We start from the raw sequence: 11816 nt of genomic DNA, 5'->3' as shown, positions 1-11816 counted from the left end.
TGCGCCAGGCTCCATCCGGGGAAACCGCCACCATAGGCCAGCCGTCGCCCGCCGCTGAAAGCTGCTGGCGATGACGTCCATACCGGGGGTTATCAGGTTGGCCGCGATTCAGGCAGCGGTCACGGAGCGTTGATAGGCTTCGCCGCCGGGCGCTCCTGCCCGGGCACGGAGGCCCCACGCGCATGCAGCCATCCCCCTGGACACCCACCGCCAACGGCACCCCGACCCAGGTCTTGTTGGTGGAGGACGACCGTCGCCTGGCCGAGCTGGTCAGCGACTATCTCCACGAACATGGTTTCGCCGTGCAGCATGTGGCACGCGGTGACCTTGCCGGCGCGGCCTGCCGCCAGCATGCGCCCGAGCTGGTGGTACTGGACCTGATGCTGCCCGGCCTCGGCGGCATCGACGTGTGCCGGCAGATCCGCAGCTTCTCCGACGTGCCGATCCTGATGCTGACCGCCTGCGAAGACGACATCGAGCAGGTGCTGGGCCTGGAATCGGGCGCCGATGACTATGTGCACAAACCGATCGAGCCGCGCCTGCTGCTGGCCCGCCTGCGCGCCCTGCTGCGCCGCCGTCATGGCAGCAGCAACACCGGTACACCCAGCCGTCTGATGCATGGCGAACTGCTGATCGACCGCATGCAGCGCGAAGTGCACCTGCACGGTCAACCGGTCGAGCTGGGCACCACGGAATTCGAGATCCTGTGGCTGCTGGCCAGCCAGCCGGGGCAGATCCTGTCGCGCGACCAGATCCTGCAGGCGGTGCGCGGCATCGGCTTTGACGGCCTGGACCGCAGTGTCGATGTCAGCATCGGCAAGCTGCGCCGCAAGCTCGGTGATGATGCGCGCGAACCGCGGCGGATCAAGACCGTGTGGGGCCGTGGCTACCAGTTCAATCCGTCGGCCTGGACGGCATGAAGCGGCTGTTCCTGTGGTTGTGGTTTATCACGGGTGCCTGCTTCCTGGTGTCGGTGTTCTTCCTCAACCACATCCTGGACGGCATCTACACGCCCGTGCAGGATCGCGTCTTCGTCCAGCAGGTGCGTGGTCAGGTGTACGCCCTGCGCAGTGGCCTGGCCGGCCTGGATGCCGACCAGCAGCGTGAGCGCCTGCGGCAGTGGCAGCCACACTACGGCATCGCCCTGACCCTGCTCGACAAACCTCCCGCACTCGACGCGCAGGAACAGGTGGCCGTGAAGGCCGATGGTTTCATCGTGCGCGATCAATACCAGCAGGTCCTGCTGCCCATCGAGGGCAGCGATGGCCGCTGGCTGCACCTGCGCCTGCCTGGCGCGGTGCAGATGACGACGTACATGACCATCGCCGCCTACCTCAGCATCCTGCTGCTGGTGGGCGCCAGCCTGTACGCGTGGGTGCGCCTGCTCTGGCGCGACCTGGAAGCGCTGCGCCGGCATGCCGACCGCATCGGTTCGGGCGATCTGCAGGCACGTGCCCAGGTCTCGCCACGCTCGCAGATCCGGGTCATCGTCGACCACTCCAACCGCATGGCGGCACGCGTGGCCGAACTGGTGCAGCGCCAGCGCGACCTGACCCATGCGATCTCGCACGAGCTGCGCACGCCGATCGCGCGCGTGGCCTTCGGCCTGGACCTGATGCAGGACAGCGATGACCGCGAACGCCGCGAACGGCTGGCGCGGGGCCTGCACGGCGATCTGGCCGAACTCAACCGGCTGGTCAGCGAACTGCTGGCTTACGAACGGCTGGAGCATCCCAGCGAGGGCGAGCCGATGCAGCGCATCGAAGCCAACGACTGGCTGCAGGCCTGCCTGGCCGATGCGCGCCGCAATGCCGAACGTGCCGGCGTGATACTGCGCGTGCAGCCCAGCGCGTTGCCACGGGTGGATGCCGAGCCGCGCCTGCTGCAGCTGGCACTCAGCAATCTGGTGGGCAATGCGCTGCGCCATGCGCGTTCGCAGGTGGAAGTCTCGCTGGTCGGTGTCAGCGGCCGCGCCTGCCTGCGTGTGGATGACGACGGTCCCGGCATTGCCGAAGCCGATCGCGAGAAGGTGATGCGCCCGTTCACCCGCCTGGATGACAGCCGCAGCCGCGATACCGGGGGCTTCGGCCTGGGCCTGGCCATCGTCAGCCGCATTGCCGTCCGCCACGGCGGCGAACTTCGCATCAGCCGCGCCACGTTGGGCGGCGCGCGCATGGAAATGCACTGGCCGCTGGCTGCCAGCTGAACGCCCCTGGGCGCGATTACAGTTGATTACAACTCCCGCACAACTGCGGACGGATCGGTCGCCGGCGTATCGCCACGCTAGCGACCCTGCAGCACTCGCCGGATGCGCGTGCTGCCTTCCTCCCATTGTCGAGAGTTTCCATGTCCCAGCTTCGCCGTTCCCCAGCCCTGCTCTGCCTGGCCCTGTTGCCGCTGTTCGCCGCACCGATCGCCCACGCCAAGGATGACCACTGGACCTTCGAGGTCGCTGCCGGCGGTGGCGTGGCGCCGCGCTACAGCGGCAGCGAGGAGTATCGTGCGACGCCGTCGTTGTCCTTTGATGTCACCTCGCCGGGTGGATGGTTTCTGGGCACCAGTGGCATTGGCTGGGGCACCTCCATCGGCGAGCACACCCGCGTGCGCGCGTATGTCGGCGCCAGCGGCATCCGCAAGGAAAAGGACTCGCTGCTCGGCGGTTCCGACTTCCTGCGCGGCATGGGTGATATCGATGCCCGTCCCCTGGTCGGCGTCTCGGCTGGTTATACGCTGGGCGAAGCCGTGCTGAGCGGCTCCTGGCAGTTCACCCGCAAGGACGAGGACAAGGCCGAGAACGGCCTGGCCACCCAGCAGATCCATCTGAACCTGAGCATGCCGCTGTTCGACCTGGCCGGCGGCGTGATCAGCGGCAGCGTGTCCACCGACTACGGCAACCGCGGCTACATGCAGACCTGGTACGGCGTCAGCCCGGAACAGGCGGCGCGTACCGGCTTTGCCGAGCACAAGCCAAAGGCCGGCCTGGTCAGTGCCGGTGTCGGCCTGAAGTGGAGCCACCGCGTGGGCCGCAACGGCAACTGGTACATCTCGGCCGAAGGCACGCGCCTGCTCGGTGATGCCGCCGACAGCCCGATCGTGCAGAAGGCGAACCAGTTCGGCTTGATGAGCGGCTATACGCACCGCTTCTGAGTGAGCGCCGGGCATGGCCCGGCCCACTTCGCAGGAAACGGGGCGCTGCGGCCAGGCAGCGCCCCGTGTGAATCACGCTTTGGCGAACACCAGGCGGCCGCCGTCGTTTCCGACTTCGATGGTATCGCCGTTGACGAAAGCACCGGACAGGATCTGCTGCGCCAGCGGATTCTCCAGCTGCGACTGGATTGCACGCTTCAACGGGCGCGCGCCATAGACCGGATCGAAGCCGACGTTGCCGAGCAGGTCGAACGCCGCATCGGAGACCGCCAGCTTCAATCCGCGCTCGGCCAGCCGCTTCTCAAGCCCACGCATCTGGATGCGCGCGATCTGCTTGATCTGCTGCTTGTCCAGCGGGTGGAACACCACGATGTCGTCCAGGCGGTTGATGAACTCCGGACGGAAGTGCGCCTGTACCACGCCCATCACCGCCGCCTTCATCTGCGTGTAGGCCTCCGGACTGTCGTCGGCGCTCATGTCCTGGATCTGGTGCGAGCCCAGGTTCGAGGTCATCACGATGACGGTGTTGCGGAAGTCCACGGTGCGGCCCTGTCCATCGGTCAGGCGGCCATCGTCCAGCACCTGCAGCAGGATGTTGAACACATCCGGATGCGCCTTCTCCACTTCGTCCAGCAGGATCAGCGAGTACGGACGGCGACGCACGGCCTCGGTCAGGTAGCCACCTTCCTCGTAGCCCACGTAACCCGGAGGCGCGCCGATCAGACGGGCGACGCTGTGCTTCTCCATGAACTCGCTCATGTCGATGCGGATCATCGCGTCGGCACTGTCGAACAGGAACTCGGCCAGCGACTTGCACAGCTCGGTCTTGCCGACGCCGGTCGGGCCGAGGAACAGGAACGAGCCGGCCGGGCGATTCGGATCGGACAGGCCCGCACGCGAACGGCGCACGGCATCGGAGACGACCTTGATCGCTTCTTCCTGGCCGACCACGCGGTTGTGCAGTACCTCTTCCATGCGCAACAGCTTGTCGCGCTCGCCTTCGAGCATCTTGTTGACCGGGATGCCGGTCCAGCGCGATACGACCTCGGCAATCTCCTCGTCGGTCACGCGGTCCTGCACCAGCTTGAAGTCCTTGTGCTCGGCCTCCTGGGCCGCGGCCAGCTGCTTTTCCAGCTGCGGCAACAGCCCGTACTGGATCTCGCTCATCTTGGCGAAATCCTGGCGGCGCTGCGCGGCCTCCAGCTCCAGCTTGGCCTGCTCGACCTGTTCCTTGATCTTGGTCGCGCCCTGCAGCGCGGCCTTCTCCGACTTCCAGATTTCATTGAGGTCGGAGAACTCGCGCTCCAGCCCGTCGATGTCGTTCTCCAGGTCGGCCAGGCGCTGCCGCGAGGCTTCGTCCTTCTCCTTCTTCAGCATCTCGCGCTGGATCTTCAGCTGGATCACCCGGCGCTCAAGGCGGTCCAGCTCTTCCGGCTTGGAGTCGATCTCCATGCGCAGTCGCGAGGCGGCTTCGTCCATCAGGTCGATGGCCTTGTCCGGCAGCTGGCGGTCGGTGATGTAGCGGTTGGACAACGTCGCAGCCGCGACGATGGCCGGATCGGTGATCTCCACGCCGTGGTGCACCGCGTACTTTTCCTTCAGGCCGCGCAGGATCGCGATGGTGTCCTCCACCGACGGCTCGCCCACGAACACCTTCTGGAAGCGACGCTCCAGCGCAGCATCCTTCTCGATGTACTTGCGGTATTCGTCCAGCGTGGTGGCGCCGATGCAGTGCAGCTCGCCGCGTGCCAGCGCTGGCTTCAGCATGTTGCCGGCATCCATCGCGCCATCGGCCTTGCCGGCGCCGACCATGGTGTGCAGTTCGTCGATGAACAGGATGATCTGGCCCTCGTTCTTGGCCAGGTCGTTGAGCACGCCCTTCAGGCGCTCCTCGAATTCGCCGCGGAACTTGGCCCCGGCAATCAGCGCGCCCATGTCCAGCGACAGCACGCGCTTGCCGCGCAGGCCTTCGGGCACTTCGTCGTTGATGATGCGCTGGGCCAGCCCTTCGACGATCGCGGTCTTACCCACGCCGGGTTCGCCGATCAGCACCGGGTTGTTCTTGGTCCGGCGCTGCAGCACCTGGATGGTGCGGCGGATTTCCTCGTCACGGCCGATCACCGGGTCGAGCTTGCCGCTCTCGGCACGCGCGGTCAGGTCGATGGTGTACTTCTCCAGCGCCTGGCGCTGTTCCTCGGCATTCTCCGACTGCACGTTCTCGCCGCCGCGCAGCTTGTCGATGGCCGCCTGCAGGCGCGTCTTGTCGGCACCGGCGGCGCGCAGCGCCATGCCCAGCGTGCCGCCGTCGTCCAGCGCCGCCAGCACGAACCACTCGCTGGCAATGAAGGCATCCCCGTGCTGCTGGGCCAGCTTGTCGGTCTGGTTCAGCAGGCGCCCCAGGTCGTTGCCCATCGAGACGTTGCCAGCCTGGCCGGACACCTTCGGCAGCGCATCCAGCGCCTCGGTCAGGCGCTCGCGCAGCACCGGCACGTTCACCCCGGCCTGGGCCAGCAGCGGGCGCGTGCTGCCACCCTGCTGGTCCAGCAGCGCGCTGAACAGGTGAACCGGTTCGATGATGCTGTTGTCGCGGCCCACGGCCAGCGACTGTGCGTCTGCCAGCGCCTGCTGGAAACGCGAGGTGAGCTTGTCCATCCGCATTGCGAATCCTCATCGGTCATCAGGGCCGGCCCGCGCCGGCGATGCTGGAAAGATGCGGTTGCCCCACCCGGTTTCAAGGGTGGCTGCGACTGCACCCCGAGGCCAGTCAGGCTGCGGCCAGCATGCCGGAACCGGCGTGGTCGGCGCGTTGATCCCGATCAGTTCTACGCGGTGAACGGGCTCAGCGGGTGATCGCGCTGCGGATCGCCCTCAGCTGCTGTTTGACCGCCCGCGCCTGGGCGGCATCCATCCGCAGCAGCGCCTTCTGCCCGATCGAGCGCGACTGCAGGGTGGGATCGACAAAGCGGTAGCGGCCGCGTTCATCGCGCTGTACCACTGGGGACTGGGCCAGTTCCGGGGTGTCCAGCAGGTGGTCGATCACCGCGACCAGGCGGTCGTTGAAGTAACCCTCGGGCCGGCCCAGGTCCACATAGGCCTGCTGGATCAGCGGATAGAAGCGTTTGTAGGCAGTAGCCGTTGCCGCCGGGTCCAGCGCGGTGAAGGCCTGCACGTAGGGCGCATAGCGCGCGCCGTTGCTGGCAGCGATGTGCTCGCCGCCCTCGCCAGGCTCGACCTGCAGGTTGCCCGGCAGCGGCCGCGCAGCCAGCGCGGTCGGCGGCACGCTGGGCTTGTCCAGGTTGTCGACCTGGGTGACCAGGCGCTGGATCAGATGATCGCGCAGCAGCAGGGTCAGTGGCCCCTCGCCCTGGAACAACTGGGTCAATGCACCCCAGGCGGCCGTATCGCTGTCAGCCAGCTTCGGCAGCGCCGGATCGGCTGCGGCCTCGGTATCCAGCGGATGCTTGATCGCGGGCGGTGCTGGCGCGGGTTCTGCGGCCGCCTGCGGTTGTGGCGGCGCGCTGGTACTGGCGGGGGTTGATTGCACCGGCACCGAAACACCGTCTGCCAGGCGCTTCAGCTGATCGCGGAACAGCCAACCTCCCGCGCCACCGATTACCACCACGCCCAACACCCAGGGCCATACCGCCTTTCCACTCTGCATGATGCAGCACCTCGTTTCACACGCATGATGAAGGTGTGACCCCACCGATTGCAGCCGGTTCCCCGCCTGTTCCGCTGCCGTTCGGGTTGAGGCCTGCAGCAAGGCCGTGCTCACACTTGCTTTGCATGCAGCGCGCGAGGCTGTGAGCCTTGTTCTGTGGAGGCACTGCCATGCAGTACGCGCTGTATTACTGGACCGGCATCCAGGGCCGTGGCGAGTTCGTGCGGCTTGCGCTGGAGGATGCCGGTGCCGACTACATCGACATGGCGCGGGTGCACGGCGATGCGGTGATGCAGCCGTTTCTCGATGGCAGCAGTGAAGGTGCGCAGCCCTTCGCGCCGCCATTCCTGAAGGCGGGCCGCCAGGTCATTGCACAGGTCGCCGCGATCCTGGATTTTCTCGGCCCGCCGCTGGACCTGGTGCCGCAGGCGGCCTCGCGGCGGATGCAGGCACTGCAGTTGCAGCTGACCATCGCTGATCTGGTAGCCGAGGTGCACGACACCCACCATCCGATCGCCGCATCGAAGTACTACGAAGAGCAGAAGACCGAAGCCAAGGCACGGGCCGCCTCCCTGCGTGGCGAACGGCTGCCGAAGTTTCTCGGCTACTTCGAGCAGGTGCTGGCCGCCAATGGTGGCCGCCACGCACTGCGCGAGCATTCCTATGTTGATCTGTCGCTGTTCCAGCTGCTGAGCGGACTGGACTACATGTTCCCGCGCCGCATGCAGGCACTGGCGCCGACCCTGCCCCTGCTGCGTGCGCTGCAGGAGCGGGTGGCAAAGCGGCCGAACATCGCCGCCTATCTGGCCTCGGAGCGGCGGTTGCCGTTCAACACCAACGGCATCTTCCGCCACTACCCGGAACTGGACGCCGAACGGTAGTGCCGGCCGCTGGCCGGCAGCTGCACGATCCGACCGAAGCCCATGAGGATGCCGGCCAGCGGCCGGCACTACCGTTGGGTCAGTTGTTTTCACCCAGCGGCTGCACCGGCTGCTTCTGCAGCGAAAGCAACCCCAGCAGCAACGCCAGTGCCACGTAGGCACCAGCGAACTGCCAGCTGATGATGCGCGCCAGGCCGTCCAGCTCCCACGGGAGATAGATGCCACCACGCGGATCCACCGAGTGGATCAGGCCGAACAGGGTCAGCACCGCAGCCACCAGCAGGAAGCCGCAGGCACGGCGCAGGCGGCCATCGACCATCGCCGCCACCGCCGAAATCCACAGCATCGAGGTGATGATGAAGCCGTTGCCGAGGGTGAAGATCACCGCCAGCTCGGGCAGGCCATGGCCGTCGAGCTTGGTCAGCAGCTGCGGCAGCTGGTCCGGCGCGATCCAGCCGGGTGCCTTGATCGCCAGCAGGTACGCCACCGACGGCAGGAAACCGAACACCATCGCACCGGTGTGGTGACGCGGCGTGACCTGGAAGGCCTGGGTGGTGATGTCGATGGCCACGTACACGATGATCGGTGCCAGCACCGCCAGCGGCAGCCACTGCACCAGCCCGGAGATGATGCCGAGCATGCCGCCGATGCCGACGAACAGGCCGGTCAGCAGCGTATAGCCGCTGCGCGCACCCATGTGCTTGTACGCCGGCTGGCCGATGTACGGCGTGGTCTGCGCCACGCCGCCACAGACGCCTGCCACCAGCGTGGCCACCGCTTCCACCAGCAGGATGTCGCGGGTGCGGTAGTCGTCGCCGGCTGCGCGCGCGCTTTCAGACACGTTGATGCCGCCGACCACCATCAGCAGGCCGAACGGCAGCAGCAGCGGCAGGTAGGTCATCGCGGTGGGCAGGCCGTCGAGGAAGCCCAGTGTCGGCAGCGGCAGCACCACCTGCGGCGGCACCCACTCCGGTACATGGAAGCCGGGTGCGCCCAGCCCGGCCAGGCCGAGGCCGTAATACAGCACGGTGCCGAACACGAAGGCCAGCAGCACGCCCGGGCCACGCACCGGCAGCTTGCCCTTGGCGATCAGCACGTACAGCAGCAAACCGAGCGTGGTGAAGCCGACCAGCGGCGAGCGCAGCGTTTCCAGCAGCGGCAGCAGGCCCATCAGCACCAGCGCGATGCCGGCGATGGAACCCAGCAGCGCGGCTCGCGGCAGCGCGCGGGTGACCGCTTCGCCGAAGAACGACAGCACGAACTTGAGCACGCCGATGATGACCAGCGCGGCCATGCCCAGCTGCCAGGTGGCGATGCCCGCAGCGTGCGGGTCCATGCCCTGCTGCTTGAACGCGAGGAAGGCCGGGCCGAGCACCAGCAGCGCCATGCCGATGCTGGTCGGTGCATCCAGACCGAGCGGCATGGCGGTGACATCGTCTCGGCCGGTACGCGCGGCCAGCCGGCGCGCCATCAGGGTGTACAGCAGGTTGCCGACCAGCACGCCGAAGGCGGTGCCGGGGAACATGCGGCCGAACACCACGTCGGCGGGAAACTGGAAGATCCCGACCAGGGCCATGGCGATGAAGCCGAGGATGGAGAGGTTGTCGACGACCAGGCCGAAGAAGCCGTTGAAGTCGCCGGCGACGAACCAGCGACGCGGTGCGGCGGAAGCGGGAGCGGACATGGAAGGGGCGGTGGGGGTGGGGACCGCCGATGGTAGGCCCAGCGGGGCCAGCGCGCCAATTCCGTCGTGGAATGATGGGTTCCAGCCAACGGCGGAGCCCCTCGTGGCTGGGGGGGGTCGTCAAAAGCAGCTTTATCGGAGTGGGCCGGTCGGGATGGGCTGCGCAGGACACGCCGTAAACCCATCCCTGGGGGCTCGATGGCGCCATCCATGGCGCCAACGGTCCTGCGCAGCCCATCCCGACCGGCCCCTGATAATTCCTTGCGCGTGCGAGCCACGGAAAGGAATCAAAGGATCAAAAGCAAAAGCGGGTCGCTTCGCTCTGAGCCGAGCATGGCTCGGCTCTACACGAACAATTCGATCATTTCCACGCTATCCACGCAGGGCGTGGATCTACCGACAGATCGCAGGAAACTGTCGAAGGTGGGGTGGGTCCGGTTGCGGGGGTGTCCGCGGCATGGATGCCGCGGCCAAGCCCCCAGGGACGGGTTTACGGCGTCCCCCGCAACCGGACCCACCCCGCCATCCCTCAGGAAACCCGCTTCTGCTCTGGCTCCGGCTCGTAGCGGGTGCAGGGCGCAGCCCTGCATCAAACCCACCCCGTTACTTCTTCAGGAAGTTGTCCACCAGCAGATGCTTCACGTCGTCGAAGCGGCCGTTCAACACCGCCTTGGCTGCATACAGCGCGGTACCGGCCACCTGCTTGGCCTCGATCTGCGGCGGCATCACCAGCTCGGCGCGACTGGTATGCACGTCCAGCAGCGCCGGGCCACGCTGCGACAGGAAATCCTGCACCGCTTCTTCCAGATCCTCGCTGCGCGTCACCGTGCGGCCGTGGAAACCGATCACTTCGGCAAGGCGGCCAAAATCCGGGTTCTTCAGGTCGGTGTAGTTGTCCAGCAGGCCTTCCACCTTCTGCTCCAGCTCGACGAAGTTCAGCGAGCCATTGTTGAACACCACCACCTTGATCGGCAGGTTCTCCTGCACGGCCGTCAGCAGGTCGCCCAGCAGCATCGCCAGGCCGCCATCGCCGGACAGCGAAATCACCTGCCGGCCGGGGAACGCCTTCTGCAGGCCCAGTGCCTGCGGCATTGCATTGGCCATCGTGCCGTGCAGCAGGCTGGTCAGCGTGCGGCGGCGACCGTTGACGCGGATATGCCGCAGCACCCAGACCATCGGCGAGCCGCCGTCAGCGGTGAACAGCGCATCGTCGCTGGCGTACTTCGACAGCAGCGCGGTCAGATGCTGCGGGTGGATCAGCTCGCCCTCGCCCGGCTGTTCTTCCTGCTCGCGCTTCTTCAGCGCCTTGTCGCGACGTTCGATACATTCGTCCAGGAAACTGCTGTCCTCGCGCGGCGGCAACATCGGCAGCAAGGCATCCAGCGTCGGTGCGATGTCACCGACCACGCCCAGGTTCACCGGGTGGCGGCGGCCGAGATGGCTGCCATCGCGGTCGACCTGGATGATCGTGGCCTTGTCCGGGTAGAACTGGCCCCAGGCGAAGTCGGCGCCGAGCAGCAGCAGCGTGTCGCACTCCATCAGCGTGTGGAAGCCGGATTCGATGCCGAAGATGCCGGTCATGCCCATGTTGTACGGGTTGTCCGGCTCGACGAAGTCCTTGGCGCGCGAGGTGTGCGCGATCGGTGCCTGCAGGCGCCGGGCCAGTTCCAGCAGCTGTGCGTGCGCACCCTGGCAACCGGCGCCGGCGTAGATGCCGATGCGCTTGCCCTGCCCCAGCAGCTCGGCGATGCGCTGCAGCTCAGCATCCGACGGGCGCAGTACCGGCTGGGTGTAATGCACCGAGAACGGCACATCGTGCTTCACTTCGGCCTGGCTGATATCGGCGGGCAGGATCACCACCGCCACGCCACGGCGGCTGATCGCGGCCTGGCAGGCCAGGGTGACCACGCGACGCGCCTGCTCGGCGCTGTGCACCTGCTCGCAGAACACCGAACAACTGGCGTACACCGCCTTGAAGTCCACTTCCTGCGGAAATTCCATGCCCAGCTCGCTGGTCACCACCTGGCTGGCGATCAGCACCATCGGCGCGCGGTTGCGGTTGCTCTCGAACACGCCATTGATGAAATGCAGGCTGCCGGGACCGCAGGAGCCGGCGCAGGCGGTCAGTTCGCCGCTCACCAGCGAATCGGCGCCTGCGGCAAAGGCTGCTACTTCCTCATGCCGCACATGCACCCATGCGATCTCGCTGCCATGCATCGCATCGGTCACATGGTTGAGCGTATCGCCCACGATGCCGTAGCAACGGCGGACACCGGCCTGCTGCAGGGCGTCCACCACGATTTCGGCCACACGCTTGCTCATCGGATACATCCTCGAACGGGGGAACATCCGAGGCTAGACCCGATGAAGTGATGCCTCCGCAAAAAAGGGACGGAGGGAATCAAGTCGTATGTGCCGCAAACGACTTAATTCCCTCCGTCCC

The 11816-nt window shown here is 66.7% G+C and carries 8 protein-coding genes; 4 read left to right on the top strand and 4 right to left on the bottom strand.

Going from position 1 to position 11816, the window contains the following annotated elements; translation table 11 throughout:
• Positions 1 to 182: 182 nt before the first annotated feature.
• From AC5P5S_RS05555 to AC5P5S_RS05545, 3 genes are all read left to right on the top strand, one after another.
• The gene (locus AC5P5S_RS05555) at positions 183 to 920 is read left to right on the top strand and encodes a winged helix-turn-helix domain-containing protein (protein ID WP_005414287.1); all 738 of its coding nucleotides are present in this window, start codon (positions 183 to 185) and stop codon (positions 918 to 920) included.
• Positions 917 to 2206: an ATP-binding protein gene (locus AC5P5S_RS05550; RefSeq protein ID WP_062605795.1), complete on the top strand. Its 1290-nt coding sequence runs from the start codon at positions 917 to 919 to the stop codon at positions 2204 to 2206. The genes AC5P5S_RS05555 and AC5P5S_RS05550 overlap by 4 nt, the downstream gene beginning before the upstream one ends.
• Before the next feature lie 140 nt (positions 2207 to 2346).
• Complete coding sequence (locus AC5P5S_RS05545; protein WP_012481079.1) at positions 2347 to 3147, top strand: MipA/OmpV family protein; 801 nt, start codon at positions 2347 to 2349, stop codon at positions 3145 to 3147.
• A 72-nt stretch (positions 3148 to 3219) separates the two neighbouring features.
• On the opposite strand, the gene clpB is transcribed toward AC5P5S_RS05545, so the two are convergent.
• On the bottom strand, positions 3220 to 5805 hold the full coding sequence (gene clpB / locus AC5P5S_RS05540; RefSeq protein WP_012481080.1) for an ATP-dependent chaperone ClpB: 2586 nt from the start codon (positions 5803 to 5805) through the stop codon (positions 3220 to 3222).
• Between the two features lie 181 nt (positions 5806 to 5986).
• Positions 5987 to 6808 carry a DUF3014 domain-containing protein gene (locus tag AC5P5S_RS05535; RefSeq protein ID WP_059035203.1) on the bottom strand — a complete coding sequence of 274 codons (822 nt, stop codon included), beginning with the start codon at positions 6806 to 6808 and terminating at the stop codon, positions 5987 to 5989.
• A gap of 170 nt (positions 6809 to 6978) precedes the next feature.
• Between AC5P5S_RS05535 and AC5P5S_RS05530 the strand changes: the two genes are divergently transcribed.
• A complete protein-coding gene (locus tag AC5P5S_RS05530; RefSeq protein ID WP_059035206.1) occupies positions 6979 to 7689 on the top strand; it encodes a glutathione S-transferase in 711 nt (236 codons plus the stop codon).
• Positions 7690 to 7768: 79 nt separating this feature from the next.
• Here the strand turns inward: AC5P5S_RS05530 and AC5P5S_RS05525 are convergent, their stop codons facing one another.
• Both AC5P5S_RS05525 and AC5P5S_RS05520 read right to left on the bottom strand, forming a co-directional pair.
• Positions 7769 to 9373 carry a SulP family inorganic anion transporter gene (locus tag AC5P5S_RS05525; RefSeq protein ID WP_062605793.1) on the bottom strand — a complete coding sequence of 535 codons (1605 nt, stop codon included), beginning with the start codon at positions 9371 to 9373 and terminating at the stop codon, positions 7769 to 7771.
• Positions 9374 to 9976: 603 nt separating this feature from the next.
• On the bottom strand, positions 9977 to 11695 hold the full coding sequence (locus AC5P5S_RS05520; RefSeq protein ID WP_005410779.1) for a thiamine pyrophosphate-dependent enzyme: 1719 nt from the start codon (positions 11693 to 11695) through the stop codon (positions 9977 to 9979).
• Between the last annotated feature and the right edge of the window lie 121 nt (positions 11696 to 11816).

This window comes from Stenotrophomonas sp. YJH_SMC_54 (assembly GCF_059368435.1).
Note: the sequence above shows the minus strand (reverse complement) of the source record. Positions and strands in the feature narration are given on the sequence as shown.

Excerpts from the sequence above, each read along its gene's own strand:
- AC5P5S_RS05555 (WP_005414287.1), top strand. The coding sequence starts at position 183 with ATGCAGCCATCCCCCTGGACACCCACCGCCAACGGCACCCCGACCCAG.
- AC5P5S_RS05550 (WP_062605795.1), top strand. The coding sequence starts at position 917 with ATGAAGCGGCTGTTCCTGTGGTTGTGGTTTATCACGGGTGCCTGCTTC.
- AC5P5S_RS05545 (WP_012481079.1), top strand. The coding sequence starts at position 2,347 with ATGTCCCAGCTTCGCCGTTCCCCAGCCCTGCTCTGCCTGGCCCTGTTG.
- clpB (WP_012481080.1), bottom strand. The coding sequence starts at position 5,805 with ATGCGGATGGACAAGCTCACCTCGCGTTTCCAGCAGGCGCTGGCAGAC.
- AC5P5S_RS05535 (WP_059035203.1), bottom strand. The coding sequence starts at position 6,808 with ATGCAGAGTGGAAAGGCGGTATGGCCCTGGGTGTTGGGCGTGGTGGTA.
- AC5P5S_RS05530 (WP_059035206.1), top strand. The coding sequence starts at position 6,979 with ATGCAGTACGCGCTGTATTACTGGACCGGCATCCAGGGCCGTGGCGAG.
- AC5P5S_RS05525 (WP_062605793.1), bottom strand. The coding sequence starts at position 9,373 with ATGTCCGCTCCCGCTTCCGCCGCACCGCGTCGCTGGTTCGTCGCCGGC.
- AC5P5S_RS05520 (WP_005410779.1), bottom strand. The coding sequence starts at position 11,695 with ATGAGCAAGCGTGTGGCCGAAATCGTGGTGGACGCCCTGCAGCAGGCC.